The organism is Streptomyces musisoli (assembly GCF_016741855.1).
Taxonomy (GTDB): Bacteria; Actinomycetota; Actinomycetes; order Streptomycetales; family Streptomycetaceae; genus Streptomyces; species Streptomyces musisoli.
On the sequence record NZ_JAERRH010000005.1, the window covers coordinates 478,294 to 503,308 of the forward strand.

The 25,015-nt window shown below is 74.2% G+C and carries 26 protein-coding genes; 17 read left to right on the plus strand and 9 right to left on the minus strand.

The genetic code is table 11. The annotated features are described in order from the left end of the window. Nucleotides 1–101 precede the first annotated feature (101 nt). Nucleotides 102–1,229, plus strand: coding sequence for an alpha/beta hydrolase (locus JK361_RS17410; RefSeq protein WP_201818765.1), 1,128 nt, complete (start codon nucleotides 102–104; stop codon nucleotides 1,227–1,229). Nucleotides 1,230–1,401: 172 nt separating this feature from the next. After that, a complete protein-coding gene (locus JK361_RS17415) occupies nucleotides 1,402–2,817 on the plus strand; it encodes a hypothetical protein (protein ID WP_201818766.1) in 1,416 nt (471 codons plus the stop codon). Between the two features lie 16 nt (nucleotides 2,818–2,833). Here the strand turns inward: JK361_RS17415 and JK361_RS17420 are convergent, their stop codons facing one another. Then, on the minus strand, nucleotides 2,834–3,250 hold the full coding sequence (locus JK361_RS17420; RefSeq protein ID WP_236053073.1) for a VOC family protein: 417 nt from the start codon (nucleotides 3,248–3,250) through the stop codon (nucleotides 2,834–2,836). A gap of 419 nt (nucleotides 3,251–3,669) precedes the next feature. Between JK361_RS17420 and JK361_RS17425 the strand changes: the two genes are divergently transcribed. The 4 genes from JK361_RS17425 to JK361_RS17440 all read left to right on the plus strand — a co-directional run bounded on the left by JK361_RS17425 (nucleotide 3,670) and on the right by JK361_RS17440 (nucleotide 7,692). Further along, entirely contained in the window at nucleotides 3,670–4,512 is an 843-nt protein-coding gene (locus tag JK361_RS17425) for a hypothetical protein (RefSeq protein ID WP_307787265.1), read from the plus strand. 92 nt (nucleotides 4,513–4,604) lie between these two features. Further along, nucleotides 4,605–6,203 carry an ABC-F family ATP-binding cassette domain-containing protein gene (locus tag JK361_RS17430; protein ID WP_201818770.1) on the plus strand — a complete coding sequence of 533 codons (1,599 nt, stop codon included), beginning with the start codon at nucleotides 4,605–4,607 and terminating at the stop codon, nucleotides 6,201–6,203. A 335-nt stretch (nucleotides 6,204–6,538) separates the two neighbouring features. Next, nucleotides 6,539–6,760 carry a helix-turn-helix domain-containing protein gene (locus JK361_RS17435; RefSeq protein WP_010355597.1) on the plus strand — a complete coding sequence of 74 codons (222 nt, stop codon included), beginning with the start codon at nucleotides 6,539–6,541 and terminating at the stop codon, nucleotides 6,758–6,760. Nucleotides 6,761–6,888: 128 nt separating this feature from the next. Continuing rightward, nucleotides 6,889–7,692: an enoyl-CoA hydratase/isomerase family protein gene (locus tag JK361_RS17440; protein WP_201818772.1), complete on the plus strand. Its 804-nt coding sequence runs from the start codon at nucleotides 6,889–6,891 to the stop codon at nucleotides 7,690–7,692. A 224-nt stretch (nucleotides 7,693–7,916) separates the two neighbouring features. Here the strand turns inward: JK361_RS17440 and JK361_RS17445 are convergent, their stop codons facing one another. Next, nucleotides 7,917–8,642, minus strand: coding sequence for a nucleopolyhedrovirus P10 family protein (locus JK361_RS17445; RefSeq protein ID WP_201818773.1), 726 nt, complete (start codon nucleotides 8,640–8,642; stop codon nucleotides 7,917–7,919). 83 nt (nucleotides 8,643–8,725) lie between these two features. Between JK361_RS17445 and JK361_RS17450 the strand changes: the two genes are divergently transcribed. Genes JK361_RS17450 through amaP form a run of 5 tightly spaced genes read left to right on the plus strand, consistent with a single transcriptional unit; the run spans nucleotide 8,726 to nucleotide 10,998 of the window. Further along, a complete protein-coding gene (locus tag JK361_RS17450) occupies nucleotides 8,726–9,196 on the plus strand; it encodes an Asp23/Gls24 family envelope stress response protein (protein ID WP_201818775.1) in 471 nt (156 codons plus the stop codon). Nucleotides 9,197–9,246: 50 nt separating this feature from the next. Next, a complete protein-coding gene (locus tag JK361_RS17455) occupies nucleotides 9,247–9,441 on the plus strand; it encodes a hypothetical protein (protein ID WP_201818777.1) in 195 nt (64 codons plus the stop codon). Beyond that, on the plus strand, nucleotides 9,438–9,809 hold the full coding sequence (locus JK361_RS17460) for an Asp23/Gls24 family envelope stress response protein (RefSeq protein ID WP_201818779.1): 372 nt from the start codon (nucleotides 9,438–9,440) through the stop codon (nucleotides 9,807–9,809). Before JK361_RS17455 ends, JK361_RS17460 begins: the two co-directional genes overlap by 4 nt. After that, nucleotides 9,806–10,414 (plus strand): DUF6286 domain-containing protein, encoded by a 609-nt coding sequence (locus tag JK361_RS17465; protein WP_201818781.1) that lies wholly within the window; start codon nucleotides 9,806–9,808, stop codon nucleotides 10,412–10,414. The genes JK361_RS17460 and JK361_RS17465 overlap by 4 nt, the downstream gene beginning before the upstream one ends. Beyond that, nucleotides 10,411–10,998: an alkaline shock response membrane anchor protein AmaP gene (gene amaP, locus JK361_RS17470; protein ID WP_201818783.1), complete on the plus strand. Its 588-nt coding sequence runs from the start codon at nucleotides 10,411–10,413 to the stop codon at nucleotides 10,996–10,998. Before JK361_RS17465 ends, amaP begins: the two co-directional genes overlap by 4 nt. Nucleotides 10,999–11,288: 290 nt before the next feature. Here amaP and JK361_RS17475 read toward each other — a convergent pair whose 3' ends face one another. From JK361_RS17475 to JK361_RS17500, 6 genes are all read right to left on the minus strand, one after another. Further along, nucleotides 11,289–12,044: an SDR family oxidoreductase gene (locus JK361_RS17475; protein WP_201818785.1), complete on the minus strand. Its 756-nt coding sequence runs from the start codon at nucleotides 12,042–12,044 to the stop codon at nucleotides 11,289–11,291. 4 nt (nucleotides 12,045–12,048) lie between these two features. Beyond that, nucleotides 12,049–13,833 (minus strand): glycoside hydrolase family 15 protein, encoded by a 1,785-nt coding sequence (locus JK361_RS17480; protein ID WP_201818787.1) that lies wholly within the window; start codon nucleotides 13,831–13,833, stop codon nucleotides 12,049–12,051. Between the two features lie 80 nt (nucleotides 13,834–13,913). Beyond that, nucleotides 13,914–14,711, minus strand: coding sequence for an SURF1 family cytochrome oxidase biogenesis protein (locus JK361_RS17485; RefSeq protein WP_201818789.1), 798 nt, complete (start codon nucleotides 14,709–14,711; stop codon nucleotides 13,914–13,916). A 49-nt stretch (nucleotides 14,712–14,760) separates the two neighbouring features. Next, nucleotides 14,761–14,994: a metallothionein gene (locus tag JK361_RS17490; RefSeq protein ID WP_201818791.1), complete on the minus strand. Its 234-nt coding sequence runs from the start codon at nucleotides 14,992–14,994 to the stop codon at nucleotides 14,761–14,763. Nucleotides 14,995–15,163: 169 nt separating this feature from the next. Then, the gene (locus tag JK361_RS17495; protein ID WP_201818793.1) at nucleotides 15,164–16,147 is read right to left on the minus strand and encodes a DEDDh family exonuclease; all 984 of its coding nucleotides are present in this window, start codon (nucleotides 16,145–16,147) and stop codon (nucleotides 15,164–15,166) included. Nucleotides 16,148–16,444: 297 nt separating this feature from the next. After that, nucleotides 16,445–17,080 (minus strand): TetR/AcrR family transcriptional regulator, encoded by a 636-nt coding sequence (locus tag JK361_RS17500; protein ID WP_201818794.1) that lies wholly within the window; start codon nucleotides 17,078–17,080, stop codon nucleotides 16,445–16,447. Between the two features lie 101 nt (nucleotides 17,081–17,181). On the opposite strand from JK361_RS17500, the gene JK361_RS17505 reads away from it, so the two are divergent. The 6 genes from JK361_RS17505 to JK361_RS17530 all read left to right on the plus strand — a co-directional run bounded on the left by JK361_RS17505 (nucleotide 17,182) and on the right by JK361_RS17530 (nucleotide 23,620). After that, nucleotides 17,182–17,985 (plus strand): acetoacetate decarboxylase family protein, encoded by an 804-nt coding sequence (locus tag JK361_RS17505; protein WP_201818797.1) that lies wholly within the window; start codon nucleotides 17,182–17,184, stop codon nucleotides 17,983–17,985. 83 nt (nucleotides 17,986–18,068) lie between these two features. Next, on the plus strand, nucleotides 18,069–18,953 hold the full coding sequence (locus tag JK361_RS17510; protein ID WP_201818799.1) for an SDR family NAD(P)-dependent oxidoreductase: 885 nt from the start codon (nucleotides 18,069–18,071) through the stop codon (nucleotides 18,951–18,953). 25 nt (nucleotides 18,954–18,978) lie between these two features. Then, nucleotides 18,979–20,292, plus strand: coding sequence for an amidohydrolase family protein (locus JK361_RS17515; RefSeq protein ID WP_201818801.1), 1,314 nt, complete (start codon nucleotides 18,979–18,981; stop codon nucleotides 20,290–20,292). Beyond that, a complete protein-coding gene (locus tag JK361_RS17520) occupies nucleotides 20,289–21,518 on the plus strand; it encodes an amidohydrolase family protein (RefSeq protein ID WP_201818803.1) in 1,230 nt (409 codons plus the stop codon). The genes JK361_RS17515 and JK361_RS17520 overlap by 4 nt, the downstream gene beginning before the upstream one ends. 90 nt (nucleotides 21,519–21,608) lie before the next feature. Next, nucleotides 21,609–22,319 (plus strand): VIT1/CCC1 transporter family protein, encoded by a 711-nt coding sequence (locus tag JK361_RS17525; RefSeq protein WP_201818804.1) that lies wholly within the window; start codon nucleotides 21,609–21,611, stop codon nucleotides 22,317–22,319. 254 nt (nucleotides 22,320–22,573) lie between these two features. Then, complete coding sequence (locus tag JK361_RS17530) at nucleotides 22,574–23,620, plus strand: zinc-dependent alcohol dehydrogenase family protein (protein WP_201818806.1); 1,047 nt, start codon at nucleotides 22,574–22,576, stop codon at nucleotides 23,618–23,620. A gap of 6 nt (nucleotides 23,621–23,626) precedes the next feature. On the opposite strand, the gene JK361_RS17535 is transcribed toward JK361_RS17530, so the two are convergent. Next, the gene (locus JK361_RS17535; RefSeq protein WP_201818807.1) at nucleotides 23,627–25,003 is read right to left on the minus strand and encodes a CoA transferase; all 1,377 of its coding nucleotides are present in this window, start codon (nucleotides 25,001–25,003) and stop codon (nucleotides 23,627–23,629) included. Nucleotides 25,004–25,015 lie beyond the last annotated feature (12 nt).

Below are 25,015 nucleotides of genomic sequence, written 5' to 3' on the forward strand. Positions count from 1 at the left end.
TGGCCCGGTGGCCCTCACTCCGCCCACCCGTGCCCCCCGGGCCCTCACTCCGCCCGGCCGCTCCGCTGGCCGGGGGCGCGAACCCCCACGACACTGGAGCCGTGCGCACCGTCAAGGCGACCGCCACCGCGCTCACCGCCGTCCTGGCCGCCGGCACGGCCTCCGTGGCCGCCGGCCGGCTCGCCAGCGACGCCGCGCTGAAGGCGCCCGCGGGCCGGCCCCTGCCCACCGAGCCCCGTCTCACCGTGCACGGCACGGCCGGCGGGCAGATCACGCTCACCCGTGACCTGGCCGCCCTGCGCCCCGGCACCTACGGCCTCGCCGGGGACGGCTCCCACGCCGTCGTCGGCCCCGTCCTGGAGGCCGCCGCGCACACCGCCGACACCGTCGTACGGCGCCTGGAGCGCGTCACCCACGGCACCTTCACGGCCGGCGACGGGGTGTGGCTCACCCCCAACCTGTACGTCGGCAACCCCCGCACCGCCCTCGGCCTGGACCACGCCGACGTCGACGTGCCCGGCGAACTGGGGGCCCTGCCCGCCTGGTTCGTGCCCGGTCACCGGGACACCTGGGTGATCGCCGTGCACGGTCTCGGCACCACCCGGGAACAGGCCCTGAACGTCATGGGCTTCCTGCACGCCCGCCGGCTGCCGGTCCTCGCCCTCGCCTACCGCGGCGACCTCGGCGCCCCACGCCCGCCGGACGGGCTGAACCACCTCGGCGAGACCGAGTGGCGGGACGTCGAGGCGGCGATCCGCTACGCGGTCCGCTACGGCGCCCGCCGCGTCGTCCTCCTCGGCTGGTCCACCGGCGCCACCATGGCCCTGCGCGCCGCCGAGCACTCCGCGATGCGCGACCGCATCGCCGGACTCGTCCTCGACTCGCCGGTGCTCAGCTGGGAGGCCACGCTGCGCGCCCTCGCCCGCGCCCGCCACACCCCGCAACCGCTGCTGCCGCTCGCCGTGCGGGCCGCGCAGGGCCGCGCCGGACTGCACGCCGACCGGGTCGCCGCGAGCACCGACCCCGAACTGCTCCAGGTCCCCACCCTGATCGTCCACGGCCCGGACGACCAGGTCGCCCCCTGGGACCTCTCCCGCCGGCTCGCCCGGCACCGCGCCGGCCTGGTCGCCCTGCACACCGTCCCGCACGCCCCGCACGCCGCGATGTGGAACGCCGACCCCGAGGAGTACGAGGAGCGGCTGCGCCGGTTCCTGACCCCGCTGATGTGACCACCCCGCGCCGGCGCGGCCCGGCACCGCCCCGAAGCATTCCGTTTAAGGCCGTACGGCTGGCCGGATCACGACCGTGCAGCCCTCGCCGTGCCTCGTGCATTGGCCAGCCCCGTCGCCCGCCGTGACATTCCGTTTGGGTTTTCGGACCGTCAACCGGAAGACTGCACCCGTGACGTCCCGTATCCCGCGCGACTCCAGGCTCCGACTCGTCCGACCGCGACCCCTGGCCGCCGCCCCCAGAGCTGTGAACCAGCGGCGCCCAAGCCGCCCCGCACCCCGGCCGCCGGAGGGCACGCCCGCCCCCGCCGAACTGGCCGGAATGGCCCGCACCGGTCTGGCCGGCGCGGCTCGCGTCGCCCGGTGGGCCGACGCCGCCCTCGGTCCCGGCCGCGACGGTGCCACCGCCGACGGCAAGGCCACCCTCTCCGACGCCACCGCCGAACGCGCCGCAGCCGACCTCGGCCTGAGCACCGCTCAGCTCCGCGCCGACTGGGACACCGCCCGCCTCGCCGGACTCGTCGAGGTGCACGGCGACAGCGCGCGCCCCGGCTGGCGCCTGCGCGCCTGGGACCGCGACGACAGCGCCGTACTGCGCGGCTGGGTCGCCCTCTTCGACGCCTGGTCGCTCGCCTGCCCCGAACCGGACGGGCACGAGCCGGCCGCCGTGGCCGAGGTCGTCTCGGCCATGCCCCAGGTGCTCTCCTTCCTCCAGCTGTCCGCCGGCCCCGTTCCGGTCGAGCAGCTGCTCGACCTGCTCCAGCAGCGGGTCACCGAACTGCGCACCGAACGCTGCGAGGTCTCCTACGAGTCCGGCACCGGACAGCCGGCCGGAGCCCCGGCACCGGCGGACCCGCCCGCCGGCGACGCCCCGCTGGCTCCCCTGCTCGACTGGGCGCTGCGGGCCCTCGCCACCGTCGGCGCCCTCACCTACGGAGACGGCCAGGCCACGCTCACCCCGCTGGGCAGCTGGGCGGTCTGGGTCAAGCTGGAGCAGATCTGCGTGGCCGCGCAGAGCCCCGCCGGCAACATCGAGCAGTCCGCCGAGGACATGCTCCGCGGGTGCGCCCAGCTCCGCCCCAACGCGGCCCGCGCCGAGTACCGCGCCTGGCTCGCCGCCCGCCCCGTCGGCAGCGCCGTCACCGAACTGGTCGACGCGGCCCGCGGCGACGACGCCCTGCTGCGCGGCCTGGCCTTCGAGGCGCTGCGGGTCGTCGGCGCTCCCGCCGAGCCCGACGTGCGGGCCGTGGTGGAGGAGCCGGCCCTCCGGCCCTACGCCCTGCTGTGGCTCGCCGAGCACGACGGCGTGGACCCGGAGGACGCCCACGAGGTGCTCACCCGGGAGGAGGCCACCTGGCTGTGGGTGGACACCGCCGCCGCCGTCGCCGACCACGGTGAGGCGCCGATGCTGGTCCGGCATCTGGAGTCGGCGGTGCAACCCACCGTGCCCCGGCTGCTCGACGAGGTCCGCGCCGTCGGCCACCCGCGCACCGTGCAGGTCCTGGTCGCGCTCGCCGCCGCGCACCCCGACCCGGCCCTCGCCAAGGCCGTGCGCCGGGCCGCGTTCCAGGTGCACACCGGGGGCTGAACGGAGAAGGGGCGGCTCAGGCCCCGATCTCCGGGGCGTACGTCCCGAAGCTCCAGATGTTGCCCTCGACGTCCCGGGCCATGTAGTCCCGCGAGCCGTAGTCCTGGTCCGTCGGGGGCATCAGGATCTCCACGCCGTGCTCCACGGCCCGCTGGTGGTGCGCGTCCACGTCGTCCACCACGACATACACCCCGGCGGGTCCGGCGTCCTTCAACGCCGTGTCGAAGAGGCCGCCGCGGCCCTTGGAGCCGACCATCACCGCGCCGCTGCCCTGGACCAGCTCGGCGTGCATCACCTTGCCGTCCGCCGTCTCGTACAGCGACAGCTCGGTGAAGCCGAGGGCCTCGGTCAGCTGCCTGATCGCCGTCCTCGCGTCCGCGTACAGCAGCGTGGGGTAGACGCTCGGCCGTGCGCCGCCGCCCGTTCCTGCCATGCCGATCACTCCTTCGTGCATCGGTACCGCCGTGCCCTCCGAGTCTCGCAGGCGCCACCGACAACCCTCAGCCGAACGCCCTGGACGACCGCTGTCCCCACGACCCGGCCAAGGCCAGGCGGCACACGTACGCCCGGGCGAAGGAACCGCCCGCGGCGCCCCACCGTTCCCGCGCCTCGGTCGAACGCGTACGCCTGGGGGAGGGGACCGCCGGCGGCGCCCTGCCGTTTCCGCGCCTCGGTCGAACGCGTACGCCTGGGGGAGGGGACCGCCGGCGGCGCCCTGCCGTTCCCGCGCCGCGGGTCAAACCGCCGAACGGGGGACATCCCGCCGCCGCCCGCCCGGCCACCCGGCCGACCCCCCGGGCGGTGACTACGCTCGGCGCCTATTCCGGGACGGTGGAGACCGAAGGGGGCAAGGTGGCACTTCCACCCCACGCCCCCGACCCCCACCGCCCCACCCCGCCCCGGGAACCCGCCCCGCCCCCGGCGATCACGTACCTGGCGCCCGTCGTCCCCGCTCCCGTAGGTGCCCCCTGCGAGTCCGCTCCCGCCGTGCCGGCCCCGGCTTCCCGTGTCCTCGTCGCGGCCGTCCGTCGTCTCGCCGTCGGTCTGCTGCTCACCGCCGCGGCCGCGGGGCTTCTCGGTGTGGTTCATCACCATCGGCCCGCGCCCTACGGCGACCGGCTCCTGCCCGGCGGGCACGGGGAGTGGGCGGTGCGGGCGCAGGGCGCTGCCGTGGTCGGCTACGACCGCCGTACCGGGGTCCCGCGCTGGCGCTACGCGCGCGTGGGGCACCGTCCCTACGCCGTGCTGCCCGCGCGCGGGGCGGCGATCACACTCTGGGACGACGGGCTGATCACCGACACCGACGGCCGTTCCGTGCGCTGGCACCGGGCCCTGCCCGACGCGGCCGAGTGGCTCCCGGCCCAGGGCGGCACCGGCGTCCTGCGCCCCCTCGGCCGCGGCATCCTCGGCGTCGTCGCCCCGAGCCGCGTCACCGCGTACCGCACCGCCGACGGCGACCTGCGCTGGGTGCTGCCCGCCCGGGCGGGCTGCGCGTTCCGGCCCGAGGGCGCCGTACGGCGGGGCGCCGCCCTGCTCCTCGCCCAGCCGTGCGCGGACGCCGCCTGGACCGGCCAGCTCGTGGCCCTGGACGACCTGGGCCGGATCGCGCCCGACCGCACCCCGCTGGGCAACGATCTCCCCGCCCGGAACCCGGGACACCTGGACGCAGAAAAAGCGCTTGCCCGGCCCCGTTAGACTTGTCCCATGGCCATTCTCCTCGCGCATTAGACGGCGGGAACGTCCTCAGCCGCCCACCCGCCAACCCCTGTCTGCCCTGGAGTCTGTCCGTGATCTCCGCCTCCGGTATCGAGCTGCGCGCCGGCGCGCGCGTCCTCATCGAGAACGCCAGCTTCCGTATCGCCAAGGGCGACCGCATCGGCCTCGTCGGCCGTAACGGCGCCGGCAAGACCACCCTGACGAAGTGCCTGGCCGGTGAGGGCATCCCCGCCGGCGGCACGATCACCCGCTCCGGCGAGGTCGGCTACCTCCCGCAGGACCCCCGCACCGGCGACCTGGACGTCCTCGCCCGCGACCGCATCCTCTCCGCCCGCGGCCTCGACGTGCTGATCCGCAAGATGCGCGAGAACGAGGAGCGCATCGCGAACGGCAAGGGCGCCACCCGCGACAAGGCCATGAAGCAGTACGAGCGCCAGGAGACGGAGTTCCTCACCAAGGGCGGGTACGCCGCCGAGGCCGAGGCCGCCACCATCGCCGCCGCCCTGAACCTGCCCGACCGGGTGCTCGGCCAGCCCCTGCACACGCTCTCCGGCGGTCAGCGCCGCCGCATCGAGCTGGCCCGGATCCTGTTCTCGGACGCCGACACCCTGCTGCTGGACGAGCCCACCAACCACCTCGACGCGGACTCGATCGTCTGGCTGCGGGATTACCTGAAGACCTACCGCGGCGGCTTCATCGTGATCTCCCACGACGTCGACCTGGTGGACACCGTCGTCAACAAGGTGTTCTACCTGGACGCGAACCGGTCCGCGATCGACATCTACAACATGGGCTGGAAGCTGTACCAGCAGCAGCGCGAGGCCGACGAGAAGCGCCGCAAGCGCGAGCGCGCCAACGCCGAGAAGAAGGCCGCCGCCCTGCACTCGCAGGCCGACAAGATGCGCGCCAAGGCCACCAAGACGGTCGCCGCGCAGAACATGGCCCGCCGTGCCGACAAGCTGCTCTCCGGACTGGAGGCGGTCCGCCAGTCCGACAAGGTCGCCAAGCTCCGCTTCCCGGAGCCCTCGCCCTGCGGCAAGACCCCGCTGATGGCCGAGGGCCTGTCGAAGTCGTACGGCTCGCTGGAGATCTTCACCGACGTCGACCTCGCCATCGACAAGGGCTCAAGGGTCGTCATCCTGGGCCTCAACGGCGCCGGCAAGACCACCTTGCTGCGGCTGCTGGGCGGTGTGGAGCAGCCGGACACCGGCGAGGTCGTCCCCGGCCACGGCCTCAAGCTCGGCTACTACGCCCAGGAGCACGAGACCCTCGACCCGGACCGCACGGTCCTGGAGAACATGCGCTCGGCCGCCCCCGACATGGACCTGGTCGAGGTCCGCAAGGTGCTCGGCTCGTTCCTGTTCTCCGGCGACGACGTCGACAAGCCGGCCGGTGTCCTCTCCGGCGGCGAGAAGACCCGGCTCGCCCTCGCCACCCTCGTCGTCTCCTCGGCGAACGTGCTGCTCCTGGACGAGCCGACGAACAACCTGGACCCGGCCAGCCGCGAGGAGATCCTCGGTGCCCTGCGCACCTACAAGGGCGCGGTCGTCCTCGTCACCCACGACGAGGGCGCGGTCGAGGCGCTCCAGCCCGAGCGGATCATCCTGCTGCCCGACGGCGTCGAGGACCTGTGGGGCTCCGACTACGCGGATCTCGTCGCCCTGGCCTGATCGAAAGCCTGATCCACTGCGTATGGATCATTCGGCCGATCCGTGATCCGTCATCTGTGTGAGATCTCCTCGTATCGGGGTGTGTCGTACACGGATTTTCCGGCCGATCCCCCGGCCCCCAAGGGGTCGGCCGCTTTGCGTGCCTGACCTGGTACTTCGTGAATCCACCCGGACGGACCCATGGTCCCCGCCCGCTGGAATCCCTTATTCCGCTTGTGGGGACCGGCTCCTGTCGTCACAACGATGTCTCACCGACCTTGCCGAATGGGTGGCCATCGCGCCCGGGAGGGGTGATCATGAGGAGACCAGAGCGCACTTCCCATGAGGAGGCACGGGTGGCCGAGACTCTGAAGAAGGGCAGCCGGGTGACCGGCGCCGCGCGCGACAAGCTCGCGGCAGACCTGAAGAAGAAGTACGACTCCGGTGCGAGCATCCGGGCGCTGGCCGAGGAGACCGGCCGCTCGTATGGCTTCGTACACCGGATGCTCAGCGAGTCGGGCGTCACGCTGCGTGGGCGTGGCGGAGCGACCCGGGGCAAGAAGGCCGCTACGTCCTGACTCCGGGCGGCCCATCGGCTTCGATGGTGGCCACCCGGTCGGCGGCCTGATCGACCGGGTGGTTACTGTGCAGTCACTTAGCATGCCGTAAGGCACTGCGTGATGACCGCACCCATCGGAGGCGCCCCATGGCTTCGCCCGACCAGGACCTCGCTCCTGTACTCGACAAGGACGGCGTACGGCTCACCGTCGACGACGCGCTCGCCACGGTGACGCTGACCAACCCGGCCAAGCGCAACGCGCAGAGCCCCGCCCTGTGGCGGGCGCTCGCCGAGGCCGGGCGGCTGCTGCCGGGCTCCGTCCGCGTCGTCGTACTGCGCGGCGAGGGCAAGTCCTTCTCCGCCGGGCTGGACCGTCAGATGTTCACCCCGGAGGGGATCCCGGGCGAGCCGACCTTCATCGAACTCGCGCGTCGTGACGACGCCGGGCTCGACGCGACCATCGCCGAGTACCAGGAGGCGTTCACCTGGTGGCGGCGGACCGACATCGTGTCCATCGCCGCCGTCCAGGGGCATGCCATCGGGGCCGGCTTCCAGCTCGCGCTCGGTTGCGACCTGCGGGTCGTCGCCGACGACGTGCAGTTCGCCATGCGTGAGACCAGCCTCGGTATCGTCCCCGACCTGACCGGCACCCATCCGCTGGTCGGCCTCGTCGGGTACGCCCGCGCGCTGGAGATCTGCGTGACCGGGCGGTTCGTCGGGGCCGAGGAGGCGGTGTCGAGCGGACTGGCCAGCCTCGCAGTGCCCGCGTCGGAACTCGACGCGGCGGCGCGGGACTTGGCAGCCGCGGTGCTGGCCGCGCCGCGGGACGCCGTGGTGGAGACCAAGGGGTTGCTCCAGGGTGCCGTCGGCCGCTCCTACGAGGAGCAGCGTGCCGCGGAGCGGGCTGCCCAGGCCCGACGGCTGCGGGACCTGGCCGGACTCGGCGAATAAGCACGACCGGGCCGGGCACCGGCCTGACCCGGACGAACTCCGGCACCGGCCTGACCCGGACGAACTCCGGCACCGGCCTGACCCGGACGAACTCCGGCACCGGCCTGAGCGGGAGGAACTCCGGCACCGGCCTTGTCGGCATAGTGCCGGTACCGGCTTCGCCGGAAGACCTCCGGTACCGGTCCGAGCCGGTACCGGATCCGGCCTGAGCCAAACGAAAGACCCTAACCGACCGCGGTGACCAGTACGGCCACCGTCGGCCGGTCCCGCAGCGCGTCCCGGACCGCCGCGCGGACCTGCCGGGCCACGTCCACCGCCCGGCGGTCCGTGCCGGTCGCGATCTCGACGCGCACGTGGCGGTGGGGAAGAGCGGTGTCCCCTCCGCGTTCCTCGATGTGCACCGCCCGGCCCAGACCGCCCAGCGACCCGGTCAGGCGCAGCACCCCCGGAACGGCGAGGGCCGCCCGCGCCACCGCGGCCTCCTCCTGGTCCGCGGGCTCCCGGGCGGGCGGTGGCTCCGGTGGCCGAACCGCCGCCGCGGCCTGCCCCGGAGCCTCCAGCAGATCCGTCACCCGCAGGTCGACCTCCGTGACCACGAGGCCCAGCCGTTCCGTCGCGGCCGCCGCCAGAGCCAGCCGCAGCCGGGACGCCGCCGACGGCAGCGGCTCGGCCGCCGTCGCCGCGAAATCCGCCGTCACCCGCAGCGCGCCCGGCCACAGCGCACTCGGCGGGGCCGGCACGACGGGCTCGTCCGCGGCCTCCGGGCCGGCCGGCCCGATCCGCAGCGCACCCAGGCGCACCCCCGGCACCCCGTCCGCGGCGGCGCGCCCCAGCACCGCACCGGCGGCCACCTCCGCGATCCACGCGCCGTCTTGCGGGCCGCCGAGCGGAAGCAGCCTGCCCAGACCCACCTGAAGCCGTACCACCTGCGCCCACCGGTCCGCTGTCATTCCTCCAGCCTGCCGTATCACGGGCGCGCGACGGCGCAACCGTGCTTACCGTGGTCGGAGGACGACCGGAAGGACGTACGGCCATGACCGACATGACGACCACCCCCGAAGGCGACCACGAACATCAGATCTCCACCCGCAAGACCCCCCGGCGCGGCGGCGGCGACCCGGCGACCCGGGGCCGGACGACCATCGCCGACGGCGTCGTGGAGAAGATCGCCGGGCTCGCCGCCCGGGACGTGGTCGGGGTCCACACCATGGGCAGCGGCCTGGCGCGCACCTTCGGTGCCGTACGCGACCGGGTGCCCGGCGGCAGCAAATCGGTGAGCCGCGGCGTCAAGGCCGAGGTCGGCGAGGTGCAGACCGCGCTCGACCTGGAGATCGTCGTGGACTACGGCGTCTCGATCGCCGATGTCGCCCACGCCGTGCGGGAGAACGTGATCGCCGCCGTGGAGCGCATGACCGGCCTCGAGGTGGTCGAGGTCAACATCGCGGTCAGCGACGTCAAGCTGCCCGAGGAGGAGGAAGAGGAACCGGAGCCCCGGCTCCAGTGAGACCGGACCCGGCACGGACACCGCACGCCTGACGGACCGAGGAGCGCTGCATGAGTATGGCCGTGGTCGGCATGATCGCCGGAATGGTGCTGGGATTCGCCGGGTACTTCGGCGGCTTCGGTGCCTTTCTGCTGGTGGCCGCGCTGGGGGCCGTCGGTTTCATCGCCGGCCGGTTCGCGGACGGCGACCTGGAACTCGGTGACTTCTTCCGCACCCGCGGCGACCGGCGCGACCGGCGGCGGTGACCCGGGTGAGCGCCGACACCGGCACGCTGCGCCCCTCGCCGGCCCGGGTGCCCCCGGCCGAGCGCGGCGCCACCCGGATCGCCGACCGGGTCGTGGCCAAGATCGCCGCACAGGCGGCCCGCGAGGTTCTCGCCCCGCTGCCCGGGCCGGCCGCGCCCCCGCACGCCACGGTGGCCGTGCTGCACGACGCGGCCCGCATCCGCGTGCACATCGAACTCGCCTACCCGTGCGCCATCGGCGCCCGCTGCGCCGCCGTACGCCGCCAAGTCACCGAGCGGGTGGGCACGTTGGCCGGCATGGAGGTGCGGGAGGTCGCCGTGGACGTCGAACGCCTGCACCCGGCCGCGGGCCCGGGGAGGACGGCATGAGCGAGACGCGGAGCGCCCCGACCGTCGCCGGACCGCCCGGCAGCACCCCGTCCACCGGCGAGAGCAGCGGCAGGTTCTGGTCGCCGCGCCGTGTTCCCGCCGCCCTCGTCGCGGTACTGCTCCTGGCGTGCGCGGGCCTGCTGCTCTACGACATCGCCGCCGTACGCGCCCACCACCCGGCGATGCGCTGGCGCCGCGAGCTGGCCCGGAACCTGGCCGAACGGCCCCTGGACGACACCTGGGTCCTCGCCGGCGCGGCGCTCGCCGTCGCCCTCGGTCTGTGGCTGATCGCCCTCGCGGTCACCCCCGGCCTGCGCGACCTGCTGCCGATGCGGCGCCCGCACCCGGATGTGCGCGCCGCGCTCCGGCGCGACGCGGCACGGCTGGTCCTGCGCGACCGGGCCATGGACGTGGCCGGCGTACGGGCGGCCCGGGTGCGGGTGCGCCGCCGGAAGGCCGACGTCCGCGCGGTCTCGCACTTCCGAGACCCGGACGACGTACGCGCCGACCTGGACACCGTGCTCACCGACGCGATCGGGGACCTCGCACTGGCCCGCCCGCCCAGGCTGTCCGTGCACGTGACACGGCCCGGCCGGAAGGGATGAACGCGATGCGCACCGGCGTCAACCGCGTCCTGCTGGCCCTCGCCGGCCTGCTCCTGCTCGCGCTCGGCGGCGCCGTCCTGGCCGTCGGCCTGGGTGCGCCGCCGCCTTCCTGGTGGCTGCACACCGGCCCGCACGACGTCCTGCTCACCCGGGCCGAACGCACCCGCTGGCGGCACACCGCCTGGTGGTGGCCGGCGGTCATCGCCGCCCTGGCCCTCCTCGTCCTCCTCGCCCTGTGGTGGCTGGCGGCGGCCGTGCGCCGCCGCCGGCTGACCGACCTGCCGGTCGACACCGGCGACGGCGCGGGCGCACGGCTGCGGGGCAGGGCCCTGGAGAGCGCACTGGCCGCCGAAGCCGCCGGCCTGCCCGGCGTGGCCCGGGCCCACGTCGACCTGCGGGGCCGGCGTACGAGCCCGCAGGTACGGGCCGGGCTGCGGCTGGAGCCGCACGCCGTTCCGGGCGAGACCCTGACCGCCTTCACCACCGAAGCGCTGGCCCACGCGCGCGAGTCGGCGGGACTGGCGTCCCTCCCGGCCGAGGTCCGGCTGACGGAGGCCGGCCACCGCGCGGAACGGGTCGTCTGACGACCGAGGCGGACCGGCCCAGGGTGCACGGCAACCGCGCGACCGCCGAACGGCCACAGACGGCCAACGGCCGCCAGAGCCCCCGTCCTGCCCTCCGTTCACGGCCCCACCGGCCGTCGGAACCCGTGCCGTGCGCCCCGTCTTCCGGCCCCACCGGCCGTCGGAACCCGTGGCGTGCGCCCCGTCTTCCGGCCCCACCGGCCGTCGGAACCCGTGGCGTGCGCCCCGCCCTGCGGCCCACCGGCCGTCGGAACCCGTGCCGTGCGCCCCGCCCTGCGGCCCACCGGCCGTCAGAAGCCGTGGCGGGTGCCCCCGTCCACCGGCACCATGACCCCCGTCACGTAGGACGCCGCCGGAGACAGTACGAACGCCGCGACCCGTCCGAACTCCTCGGGCAGCCCGTACCGGCGCAGCGGGATCCGCGACTCGTTGGCGGCCCGGGTGGCCTCGGGGTCGGCCGAGAGCGCGTCCAGCTCCCGCATGCGGTCCGTGGCGATCCGCCCCGGCAGCAGGCCCACCACCCGGATGCCGCGCGGCCCCAGCTCGTCGGCGATCGACTTGGCGAACCCGGCCAGCCCCGGCCGCAGCCCGTTGGACACCGTCAGTCCCGGAATCGGCTCGTACACCGACCCGGACAGCACGAAGCCGATGACACCGCCCTCCTCCAGCTCCGCCGCCGCGGCGCGAGCGACCCGCACCGCGCCGAGGAAGACGGACTCGAAGGAGGCCCGCCACTGCTCGTCGGTGTTGTCCGCGACGAACCCGGGCGGCGGCCCGCCCACGCTCACCAGCACCCCGTGGAAACCGCCGAAGTGCTCACGGGCGGCCGCGATCAGCCGCTCGGCAGCCTCGGCGTCGGCGTTGTCCACGGCCACGCCCACCGCGTTCGGGCCCAGTTCGGCGGCGGCGTCGGCGACCCGCTTCGCGTCCCGCCCGGTGATGACCACCTTCGCCCCGTCCGCGACGAGTTCCCGCGCGGTGGCGTTGCCCAAGCCCCGGGTGGCCCCCGTGACGACGTACACCCGGTCCTTCAGTCCAAGATCCATGGCCCTATCCTGCCTCGTCGTCCCCGTACAGCGTGAGGGCGGTGTTCACCAGGCCGACGTGGCTGAACGCCTGCGGGAAGTTGCCCAGGTGGCGGCCGTCGCGGGGGTCGTACTCCTCGGCCAGCAGACCCACGTCGTTGCACAGGCCCACCAGCCGGTCGAACAGCTCGCGGGCCTCCTTCTTCCGGCCGGTCAGATGCAGTGCGTCGGCCAGCCAGAAGGAGCAGGCCAGGAAGGCGCCCTCGCCGCTCGGCAGCCCGTCGATCACCGAGTCCTCAGTGTCGTAGCGGCGCAGGAAGCCGCCGTGTCCGAGGTCGTCGCGGATCGCGTCGACCGTGCCGACCACCCGTGGGTCGTCCGGCGGCAGGAACCCGACGCGCGGGATGAGCAGCAGCGCCGCGTCCAGTTCGCGGGAGCCGTAGTACTGCGTGAAGGTGTTGCGCTCGGCGTCGAAGCCCTTCTCGCACACCTCCTGGTGGACCTCGTCGCGCAGCCTGCGCCAGCCCTCCAGATCGCCGTCCAGCTCCTTGTGCTGTTCCAGCGTCCGCACGGCCCGGTCGGCGGCCACCCACACCATCACCTTGGAGTACACGAACTGGCGCCGGCCGCCCCGCACCTCCCACAGGCCCTCGTCCGGCTGCCGCCACGCCGTCTCCAGGAACGTCATCAGCGCGCGCTGCATGGCCCACATGTGCGGCCGGGCCGGCAGACCCGAGGAGCGGGCCAGCGACAGCGAGTCCATCACCTCGCCGTACACGTCCAGCTGGAGCTGGTCGACGGCGCCGTTGCCGATGCGCACGGGGGCGGAGCCGGCGAAGCCGGGCAGCCACGGCAGTTCCGTCTCCGGCAGCCGCCGTTCGCCCGCGACGCCGTACATGATCTGCAGGTCGGCCGGGTCGCCGGCGACCGCGCGCAGCAGCCAGTTCCGCCAGGCCTCCGCCTCGTCGTGGTAGCCCGCGGTGAGCAGTGCGCCGAGAGTGAGGGTGGAGTCGCGCAGCCAGCAGTACCGGTAGTCCCAGTTGCGCACGCCGCCCGGCTTCTCGGGCAGCGAGGTGGTCGCCGCGGCGACGATCCCGCCGGTCGGGGAGTAGGTGAGGGCCTTGAGGGTGATGAGGGAGCGGACCACCGCGTCCCGGTAGGGGCCGTCGTACCGGCACTGGAGGACCCAGCGCCGCCAGTCGGTCACGCTGCTCTCCAGCGCCTCGTACGGGTCGATGAGCGGCGGGCGTTTCTCGTGCGAGGGGTGCCAGGTCAGCACGAAAGCGACCCGCTCGCCCTCGGCGAGCGTGAACTCCGAGTGGGTGCCGTAGTCCTCGCCCCAGGTGTGCACGGCCGGTTCGGCACGCAGCCAGGCGGAGTCCGGGCCCGCGACGGCCACCCGGTGGCCGTCCGAGCGGCGCACCCAGGGCATGACCGAGCCGTAGTCGAAGCGGAGGCGCAGGGTGCTGCGGACGGTGACCCGGCCGCTGACGCCCTCCACGATCCGTACGACGTCGGGGGCGTGTCCGCGCTGTGGCATCAGATCGGTGACGCGCACCGCGCCGTCGGCCGTCTCCCACTCGGTGTCGAGGACGAGGGTGTCGGAGCGGTAGGCGCGGCGCGTGCAGACCTCCGCTCCGCGGGGAGCGATCCGCCAGTGGCCGTGGTCCTCGTCGCCCAGCATCCGGGCGAAACAGGCACCGGAGTCGAAGCGCGGCAGGCACAGCCAGTCGATCGAGCCGTCCCTGCCGACCAGCGCAGCCGTCTGCTCGTCCCCGATGAGGGCGTAGTCCTCGATGCTCGCGTTCACGGGATGCGGTTTCCCGGCGGGCCGGGGGGCCAATCAGGTGGGCCACCGGGGGAGTGATCCCCGTGCGGACGGCGGCGCGTTCAGACCGCGGCCGGTTCGCTCTCCTCCGGACGCGGCTCCGCCGCGGCCTCCTCCCGGTCCCGGATCTCCCGCCGGAGCAAAAACCACCAGCCGACCGGAACGGCCGCCGCGAACAGCCACCACTGGATCATGTACGCGTAGTTCAGCGGGGCGTCCTCGCTGCCCGGGTCGGAGATCTGCTCCGGGGAGCCGTTCCCGGGCTCGGGAGCGGTCTGCTGGATGTAGCCGCCGAGTACCGCCGCGCCCAGCCGCCGCGCCTCCTCCGCGCTGTTGATCAGCATGATCTGCCGGTCGGGGAGGCCCTTGACGTTCTTGATGCCGCTCGCCGCGGTCGTCTCGTCGGCCATCAGACGCCCGGTGACGGTGGTGCGGCCGGCGGGCGGTGCGGGGATCTTCGGGAAGGCGGTCTGCACGCCGTTCGCGGGAATCCAGCCGCGGTTGACCAGCAGCACCTTGCCGTCGGTGAGGACGAAGGGAGCGAGGACGTGGAAGCCGACCTCGCCGTCCGAGCTGGTGCGGCGGCGGACCACGACTTCCTTCGCGGTGTCGAAGGTGCCGGTCGCGGTGACCGTGCGGTACTTCTCGGTGCGGGTCACCGTGTGACCGGGGGAGGTCAGCCGCTCGACCGGGACCGGCTTCGCGTGCAGCGCGGCGGAGACCAGGTCGTTGCGGGCCGTGCGCTCCTCGTACCGGTGCTGCTGCCAGAAACCCAGCCTGATCATCGTCGGGATCAGCGCGATCGCGACGAGAGTGAGGATCACCCATTGGCGGGACAACAGGAAGCGGTAGCGGTGCACCCCACGACGTTACCTCCGAGCCATGGGGTGCATTCAGGCGGGTACCGGGTCACACCCGGTCGACGATGCCCGTCCTCCCCTCGGCGCGGGCGCAGTGAGCGCCGCAGTACCAGTGGCCCTCCACCTCCACGCCCTGGCCGATGATCTGCACCCGGCAGTGCTCGCAGATCGGGGCCATACGGTGGATCGCACAGGAGAAGCAGTCGAAGACGTGCACCTGGCCCTGCGCGTGGACCTCGAAGGTCATTCCGTAGTCATTGCCGCAAACTTCGCATGTCGCCATGCGCCACAGGGTGGGCCGTCGCCGATTCCCGGGCGAGCGGCGGCCGGGTGAGTCGTGTGGCAATCACCCGTTCGTACGATCGCCCGGCGGTGGAGCGCCTGCCCGACGGTCGAGCCTCTGCCCGGCGGTCGAGCGCCTGCCCGCCGGTGCGGCGCCGTCGGTGGGGCGACTACTCGTCGGCGGGCTCGACATCCCTGAGCAGTTGCCCGAACGCGGCCTCGTCCATGACCGGTGTGCCGAACTGCCGGGCCTTGACCGTCTTCGACGTGCCCGAGTCGGGGTCGTTGGTCACCAGCAGACTGGTCAGCCGGGAGATGCTGGTGGCCACGTGCAGCCCGGCCTCGACGGCGCGGTCCTCCAGCAGCTCGCGCTCGGTCGACGTGTCACCGGAGAAGGCCACCCGCATGCCCTGTTTGAGTCTTTTGCCGTCCTCGTAACGACCCGGATTGGGATAGGGGCATACGGGCCTTTTGCGGGAAGGGCGCCAACCGCCGCCCCGGTAGCCGCCGTAGCCGCCCGTCGACTGCCGGGGCACGGGCCGGTCCGACCACTCCGTGAGCGGGCGGCACTCCAGCAGCGGCAGCCGGACGCCGCCCTCCGCCGCGGCGCGCAGGCTGGGCCGGAACGCCTCCGCCAGCACGCGCGCGTCGTCCAGCGCGTGGTGCGCCCGCTGCTGTACGACCCCGAAGTGTGCCGCCAGCGACTCCAGCTTGAAGTTGGGCAGCGGCAGGCCCAGCTCCTTCGACAGCGCGATGGTGCACAGGCGCTGCCGCACCGGCGCCTCGCTCCGCGCGCGTGCGTACTCCCGCGCGATCATCTGCCAGTCGAAGACCGCGTTGTGCGCGACGAGCACCCGGCCGTCCAGGCGGGCGGCGAACTCCTCGGCGATGTCCCCGAACAGCGGCGCGCCGTCGAGCACCTCGCTCGTCAGACCGTGTATCCACACGGGCCCCGGGTCGCGTTCCGGATTGACCAGCGTGTACCAGTGGTCCTCCACCTCGCCGTGCGCGTCCAGCCGGTAGACGGCCGCGGAGATGATCCGGTCGTCCCGGGCCAGGCCGGTGGTCTCCACGTCAACGACCGCGTATCCCTTCGGATACGCGGCCGGCCACTGGGTGGGGGAGGACACTGCGGTCGCACGGTCTTCGAGCATGGTCAATGAGGATACGGGCCGCGACCGACAGGGCGGTCCCTCAGGTCCCGGCCGGGCGCCCCGGACTCGCCCGCCCGCTCGATCGCCGCGCAGGTGTGCGGGCCGACGAAAAGCGCGCTCTCCGCATCGCGCGTGTCCGTGGCGGCTCGGTCCCCCACGCGCGCGTGCTCGCGGCAGCCGGGTCTCCACTTCGCCCTCCGCACGCGCGCGTGCTTGTGAGGGCTCTCTCCCACACGCGTGCGTGCCGCCGCGAGCCGCCCCCGTCGGCCGGGGCGGTGGGCGGCGGTTGGGTGACGGTCATGTCCCGTGCGGGGCCAGCAGGGACCGCACCAGCGCCCGTACGGCCGTCACGAACAGCCGTTCCGTGTCCACCGGGCGGGCCAGCGCCCGGGCCAGTGCGGGATCGCTCCCGGCACCGTCCGCGCGCCACAGCTCCTGCTCGCCCGGGTGCTGCGCCGGAGCCCGCTCGCGGTTGCGCTCCACCAGCACATGTCCGACGACCTGGAACTGCACGGCCCGGACGAACTCCGCGGCCCGGGCTCCGCGCAGCCCCGCCGCGTGCGCCTCCCGCACCAGGACCTGCTGTGCGGGCAGGAACATCCGCTCGGTCAGACCGCGTTCGTGCACGAGGGCCACCAGATGCGGATGGTCGCGCAGCTGGCGCCGCAGGGCGCGGGCGACGGACAGCACGCGCTGCTCCGGGGTGCGCCCGGCCGGGCGGATCTCGCCGAGGCCGGCCACGGTCCGCTCCACGAGCGCGTCGAGCAGCGCCTCGCGGCCCCCGACGTGCCAGTAGATCGACGTCACCGCCGTGCCCAGTTCGGCGGCGAGCCTGCGCATGGTCAGCGCGTCCGGGCCGTGCCGGCGCACCAGCCCGGCGGCCGCCTCCAGCACCGCTTCCCGGGACAGCGCGCTCCTCGCCCCGATCGCCATGATCCCCCCAACTCCCGTCGGCGCACGTGTATTTACCCCGCACCCGGTCTGCTGTAACTGTGTTACAGGTGACGGTCCGTCAGGAGAAGGGCGGTACGGCTATGGCACGCGTACGGTACGGCGCGCGGACCGAGCGGGAGATCGCGGCCACGCGCACCGCGAGCGCACGGCTCCCCGACGTCTGGTCCACCGGTGTGGTGGCCGTCTGGGAGACCGACCCGGACGCGGTCGCGGCGGTGCTGCCGCCCCCGCTGAAGCCCACCGCACGGCCCCTGGTGCGGGTGACCGTCAGCAGGGTCGACCTGTCCGGCCATCCGCTCGGCGCGGGCTCCTTCGCGGTCGCCGCCGCACACGGCGGGGTCGACGGCTGGTATCCGCTGGTGATGCCGATGACCCGAGAGCGTGCCCTCACCGGCGGCCGGGAGGTCTTCGGTGAGCCCAAGAAGCTCGGCGAGGTCACCGTCGAGCGCGACGGCCTCGTCGTACAGGCGTCGATGGCGCGGCACGGCATCGCCTTCGTGGAGGTGCGCGGGGCGGTGAGCGGCCCACAGCCCCTGCCCGGGCCCGCCCGCAGGACCGACTTCTACTTCAAGTTCCTGCCCGCCGTGGACGGCGACGGCTTCGACGGCGACCCCGTCCTCGTGCACTGCGTACGCCACGAGAAGGTGCGCCGGCTGGAACGGATCACCGGGGACGTCGTCCTGCGGGAGTCGATGTACGACCCCGTCGCCGACCTTCCCGTCCGGGACCTGGTGGAGATCACCATCGGCGAGAAGACCAGCGACCAGAGCGGCCGGGTCGTCGAACGCGTCGACCCCCAGGCCCTGTTGCCCTACCTCCACCAGCGCTACGACGACCCGCTACAGGTCCTCGACGCGCCACCCCCCGCCGAAGGGGACCGCTGATGCCGTGCCGTCCCGGGGGATGCACCCCGGACCCCGGGCCGGAACACGGGCCGGGCGAAGTCAGGGAGAGGAGCTGAACGGCTGTGGACGTACGAGCGGGACAGGTCGCCGTCGTCACCGGAGCGGCGAGCGGGATCGGGCTCGCGATGGCCCGCCGGTTCGCGGCCGACGGCCTGAAGGTCGTCCTCGCGGACGTCGAGCAGGCCGCCCTGGACGAGGCCGCGGCCGGCCTGCGCGCCGAGGGCGCCGACGTCCACGCGCGCGTGGTCGACGTCGGCGAACGCGACCAGGTCATGGCACTGGCCGAGGCGGCGTACGACACCTACGGCGCCGTGCACGTCCTGTGCAACAACGCCGGCGTCGGCTCCGGCGCCGAGGGCCGCATGTGGGAACACGACCCGAACGACTGGAGGTGGGCCTTCGCCGTCAACGTGTGGGGCGTGTTCCACGGCGTCCAGGCGTTCCTGCCCAGGATGATCAAGTCCGGTGAACCCGGTCATGTGGTCAATACATCCTCCGCCGACGGCGGGGTCGCCCCCCTCCCGACCGCCTCCGTGTACGCGGTCACCAAGGCGGCCGTCGTCACCCTGACCGAGTCCCTCTACGCCCACCTCAAGGCGGAACACGCGCGCGTGGGCGCCTCCGTCCTCTTCCCGGGCCCGCACATGCTGCGCACCGGGCTGTGGGAGTCGCACCGCAACCGCCCCGCCCGCTACGCCAAGCGACGCCCGCGCAGGACCCCCTACCGCAGCCTCGGCCAGTGGGAGGCGGCGATGCGCGCGGCCGGCCGGGAGGTCCGCTTCACACCCGTCGAGGAGGTCGCCGGCCTCGTCGTGGACGGCATCCGGGAGGACCGCTTCTGGCTGCTGCCGGCGAGCGAGCACAGCGACGCCCAGATCCGCGCGCGGTCGCGGTCGATGCTGGACCGCGCGAACCCGTCGTACCTCGAAAGCTTCGTCCTGGACTGAACCGAGAGACCGAGAGGAGGCCCTGGTGAGCACAGACGACGACCCGTACCTGATCATCTCCTCCGACTGTCACGCCGGGCTGCCCACCGAGCGGTACCGGCCCTACCTGGAGTCCCGTTTCCACCGGGACTTCGACGAGTTCCTCGCGGGCCGCGACCGGCGGCGCGAGGAGATGACCCGCCTCGGCATCCGCAACGAGGCGTTCGCCGACCGGTGGTTCCGCGAGAACGGGGAGGGCCTGCGCGGCGGCTGGGACACCGCGCAGCGCCTGAAGGAGCTGGACGGCGACGGCGTGGCCGCCGAGGTCGTCTTCCCGGACGCCGACGCCGTGGACAGCCAGACCGCCGCGCCCTTCGGCGTGGGCCTCGGCCTCTCCGGCGACCAGGACCCCGAGCTGGGGATGGCGGGCGCACAGGCGCACAACCGCTGGCTGGCGGAGTTCGTCTCCGAGCATCCCGAACGGCACTGCGGAGTCGCCCTGCTGCCGGTCACGGCGCCCGTCGACCGGGTCGTCGCCGAGATCCACCGGGCGAAGGAGTCCGGCCTCGGCGCCCTGATGATCCCCGCGATGTGGGCCGGGCAGGAGCCGTACCACGACCGTCGCTACGACCCCGTGTGGGCGGCGGCGGCCGAACGCGGCATGCCGGTGCTCACCCACTCCGGCGCCGCCCCGCGCCACGAGTACGGCGACCACCTCGGCATCTACGTCTCCGAGGTCACCTGGTGGCCGGCCCGCCCGCTGTGGTTCCTGCTCTGGTCCGGCGTCTTCGAACGCCACCCCGGGCTGCGCTTCGGCATCGCCGAGTCGGGCTGCTGGTGGCTGCCGAACCTGCTGTGGTTCATGGACCGCCTCTACCTCGGCGCCCACGGCGGCAAGAAGCTCTCCCCGTTCCAGGAACTCGAGCGCCCGCCGCACGAGTACCTGGACCGGCAGGTCTTCGTCTGCGCCACCAACACCAAACGGCGCGAACTGGCCCAGCGCTACGAGATCGGCGTCGACAACATCCTCTGGGGCAGCGACTTCCCGCACCCCGAGGGCACCTGGCCCGACACGCGCGCGTGGCTGCGCCGCACCTTCCACGACATACCGGTCGCCGAGACCCGCCGCATACTGGGCCTCGCCGCGGCCGAGGCCTTCGGCTTCGACACCGGGAAGCTGACGCCCCTGGCCCGCCGCATCGGCCCCACACCCGCCGACCTCGGCCAGCCCACCGACCAGGCGGCCGTGGAGGCGTCCTGGGCCCGCTCGCGCGAGAGCGGCCGGCACTGGCTGACGGACGGCGACTTCCCGCTCCTGGGACCCGACCGCGACTTCCCCCTCCCGGAGGCGACCCGATGAGCGAGGACCGCTACACGGTGATCTCGGCCGACTGCCACGCCGGCGCCGATCTGCTCGACTACAAGCCGTACCTGGAGAAACGCCACCACGACGACTTCGACGTCTGGGCGGCCACCTACGTCAACCCCTACGAGGACCTGCTCGCCGACTCCGCCGACCGGAACTGGAACTCCGAGCGCCGCCTCGCGGAGATGGAGGCGGACGGCATCGTCGCGGAGGTGCTCTTCCCGAACACCATCCCGCCGTTCTTCCCGTCCGGCTCGCTCATGGCCCCGCCCCCGGACGCCGGGGACTTCGAGCGGCGCTGGGCGGGCCTGCGCGCCCACAACCGGTGGCTCGCGGACTTCTGCGCGGCGGCTCCGGGCCGCCGGGCCGGCGTCTTCCAGATCCTCCTCGGGGACGTGGAGGAGGCCGTCAAGGAGATCCGGTGGGCCGCCTCGGCGGGCCTGCGGGGCGGCCTGATGCTGCCCGGCACCCCGCCCGGCTCCGGCCTGCCCGAGCTGTACTCGCGCGCGTACGACCCGATCTGGGCCGCCTGCGCCGAACTCGGGCTCCCCGTCAACCACCACGCCGGCTCGGCGTCCCCGCCGCTCGGCGAGGAACCGGCCGCGCGGGCGGTCTTCATGGTGGAGACCACCTGGTTCTCCCACCGCGCCCTGTGGCACCTGGTCTTCGGCGGCGCCTTCCGCCGCCACCCCGGCCTGCGGCTGGTCCTGACCGAACAGGGCTCCGGCTGGATCCCCGGGGTCCTGGACATGCTGGACTACTACCACGGCCGCCTGGTCGCCACGGCCGCGCGCGGCGACACCGCGGAGGCGAAGTTCGGCGCCGGCCTGGGCGCGGGCATGGGCGAGGCACCCTCCCGCGTCTGGCGGGACCACTGCTACGTCGGCGCCAGCTTCATGCGCCCCCACGAGGTGCCGCTGCGGGACCGCATCGGCGTCGACAAGATCATGTGGGGGAGCGACTACCCGCACGACGAGGGCACCCACCCGTACACCCGCGAGGCCCTGCGGTACTCCTACGCGGGCGTCCCGCGCGCGGAGGTGGCGGCCATGGTCGGCGGCAACGCGGCCCGGGTCTACGGCTTCGATCTCGCCCTCCTGGACCCGGTCGCGGCGAAGGTGGGCCCGACGGTGGCCGAGGTCGCCGAGCCCCTGGCGGAACCGCCGGCCGACGCGACCAGCCCGGTGTTCGCCCGGGGAGCCTCGGTCCGGGTGTGGTGAGAGCCGGGGGGACGGCCCGGCGCCGTGGGGCCAACGGAGCGCCGATGTCGGTACGGCGGCCGTGACGGCCGGGGTGGGATCCTCCCTGCTGTGACGGAACCCATCCACGACGAGACCCACGGCGGCGCGCTCGGCTCCCGGCTCAACTGGCTCCGGGCGGCCGTGCTGGGCGCCAACGACGGCATCGTCTCCACCGCGGGGCTGGTCGTCGGCGTGGCCGGCGTGACCGGGAGCCGGTCCGCCCTGCTGACCGCGGGGCTGGCCGGCCTGCTCGCCGGGTCGATGTCCATGGCGGCCGGCGAGTACGTCTCCGTCTCCACCCAGCGCGACTCCGAGATGGCGGCCCTGGCCGTGGAGAGCCGGGAACTGCGCGAGCAGCCGGAGGCCGAACTGCGGGAGCTGACCGAGCTGCTGGCGCAGCGCGGCCTGTCCCGCGAGGTGGCCCGCGAGGCCGCCGAACAGCTCACCGCGCGGGACGCGCTGAAGGCCCATGCGCGCGTGGAGCTGGGTATCGACCCGGACGAGCTGACCAACCCCTGGCACGCGGCGTGGGCGAGCTTCCTGGCCTTCACCGTGGGCGCGCTCCTCCCGCTGCTGGCCGTCGTCCTGCCCCCGCCCGGCCCGCGCCTGCCCGTCACCGTCGTCTCGGTGCTGGCCGCCCTCGTCGTCACCGGCTGGACGTCCGCCCGCCTCGGCGCGGCGGATCCGGGGCGGGCGGTACTGCGCAACGTGGCGGGCGGGGCCCTGGCGATGGCGGTGACCTACGCGGCGGGCAGCCTGCTGGGCGCGGTGGGCGTCTGACCGCGGACGGCGCACATCCGCCCGTCGGCCGGGCGGGTGTGCGACCCCGGCGGGGGCACGTCCGGCCGGCGGGCCGGGCGGGGGTCCGACTCGGGTCGCGCACGTCCGGCCGCGCGGACCGGCCGGGGGGTCCGACCGGGGAGGGACACTCCTGCCCGCGCGGGCCCCGGAGGGCCCGGCGTACCGTGAAGTGCGCTCGGCACCCCTGAGCGCGTCGGACGATCTCGCACACCCCGCACGAGAAGGACCCCGCCATGCGCGCCACCACCATTCACGCCCCGTACGACATGCGCGTGGAGGACGTGCCCGAGCCCGTCGTGCAGCTGCCCACCGACGCCGTCGTGCGCGTGCTGCGAGCCTGTATCTGCGGCAGCGACCTGTGGGCCTACCGCGGCGAGGCGGCCCGGCAGCCGGGGCAGCGGATCGGGCACGAGTTCCTCGGCGTCGTGGAGGAGACCGGCTCCGAGGTGAGTACCGTCCGGCGCGGTGACCTGGTGGTCGCCCCGTTCATGTGGTCCGACGGCGTCTGCGACTACTGCCGCGAGGGCCTGACCACGTCCTGCGAGCACGGCGGCTTCTGGGGCACCGTCGGCCACGACGGCGGCCAGGGCGAGGCCGTCCGCGTGCCCTTCGCCGACGGCACCCTGGTACAGCTGCCCAAGGACGCCGCCTCGGACGAGCGCCTGCTGTCCGCCCTGCTGACCCTGTCCGACGTCCTCGGCACCGGTCACCACGCCGCCCTCGGCGCGGGCGCCCGGCCCGGCGCCACGGTCGCGGTCGTCGGCGACGGCGCGGTCGGCCTGTGCGCCGTCCTGGCCGCCAAGCGGCTCGGCGCCGAGCGGATCATCGCACTGGGCCGGCACGAGGTGCGTACCGACATCGCGCGCCGGTTCGGCGCCACCGATGTCGTCGCCGAGCGTGGGGACGCGGCCGTCGAGGCCGTGCGCGAGCTGACCCGCGGGCAGGGCGCGCACGCCGTCGTGGAGGCGGTCGGCACCGAGCAGTCCATGCGGACGGCCGTCGGCATCACCCGCGACGGCGGCGCCGTCGGCTTCGTGGGCGTCCCCCACGGCAGCGGCACCGGCCTGGACATCGGAGTGATGTTCGACCGCAACATCGCACTGCGCGGCGGTGTCGCCCCCGTCCGCGCCTACATCCCCGACCTGCTGCCCGACGTCCTCGACGGCTCGATCGACCCCTCCCCGGTGTTCGACATGACCGTCGACATCGCGGGCGTCCCGGCCGGCTACAAGGCCATGGACGAGCGCACGGCGCTCAAGGTGCTGGTGACCAACGGCTGACGGCCGTCACAGCCACTTCGCCGGGTCCGAGCCCCACGGCACCGGAGGCCGCTCCCAGCCGGCGGGGCCTTCGGCGAAGGACACGGGCGTGCGGGCGTGCCGCAGCCGGCCGAGGGGACCGTCCGTCTCGGCCAGCCAGGCCTCCGGACCCGGGCAGGGCGCCCCCGTGGCCGGGACCGGCCCGATGCCGGCCGTGAGCCAGTGGGCGGTCCGGGCCAGCGCCAGCCGGACCAGCCGGCTCCCGCCCTCGTACGACTGCTCGGTCAGCGCCCGCAGGACGGCCGCCGCCAGCAGGTAGCCGGTGCCGTGGTCCAGCGCCTGCGCGGGCAGCGCGCCCGGCTTCCCGGCCGTGCCCTCGGTCACCGCGATGCCGGTGGCGACCTGCACCAGGCTGTCGAAGCCGCGCCGCCCACTCCACGGCCCGTACGCGCCCCACGCCGACACCTGCGCCACGACCAGGCCGGGGCGCCGTGCGATCAGCGCCTCCGGGGAGAGCCCCAGCCGGTCGAGGGCGCCCGGCCGGTAGCCGGTCACCACGACGTCGGCCGTGCTCAGGAGTTCCTCGAAGGCATCCCGGGCGGCGGGCAGGCCGAGGGTGGCGGACCGCTTGCCGAAGCCCGTGTCGGCGTGCAGGTCCGGCAGTTCCGGCAGCCACGGGGCGTCCACGCGCAGCACGTCCGCGCCCAGCAGGGCGAGGGTCCGGGTGGCGACCGGGCCGGCCAGCACCCGGGTCAGGTCCAGGACGCGCAGCCCGGCGGCGGGCAGCAGGACGGGGGCGCCCGCATCGAGCGGAGGGAGCACGCGCGTGCGTGCGCCGTCCAGCCGCTCCCGCTCGACCAGCGGTCGCACCGCCACCTCGGCGGCCTGCTCGTGCGCCCGCCACTGCTCGGGCGTGCGCAGGGCCACGGCGAGGCCGCCGGCGCCGTAGACGGTCTCCTCCGTCTCCAGCGCGGAGCACTCGGCGAGCCGGCCGGCGACCTGCTTTGCCGAGGCGTCCCGCGTCAGTCCCAGCGCGCCCAGCAGCCTGGCCCGGTGGTGCGGATAGTTGGCGTGGGTGCGCACCCAGCCGTCGGCCGTGCGCCAGAACCGCGACAGCGGCGCGAAGACGTCCGGTGCCCGGCCGTCGACGGTCAAAAGCCGCTCGCTGTGGAAGGCCGCGGCCACCGCGCCGTCGTCCACGGTGACCGCGGGCACCTCGGCGAGCCCGGCCCGCCGGGCCCCCAGTTCGGCGGCGGCCAGCGCGCACGCTCCCACGCACGCGCGTGCCAGTTCCCGTACCGGCAGCCGCGAGTCGAGGCTGTCCCGGTGCACGACGGCCGAGACACGCGGCAGGAGACCGGGCTCCCCGCCCAGGGCCTTCCAGGCATCATTGATTGCAGTCATGACTTCACTATG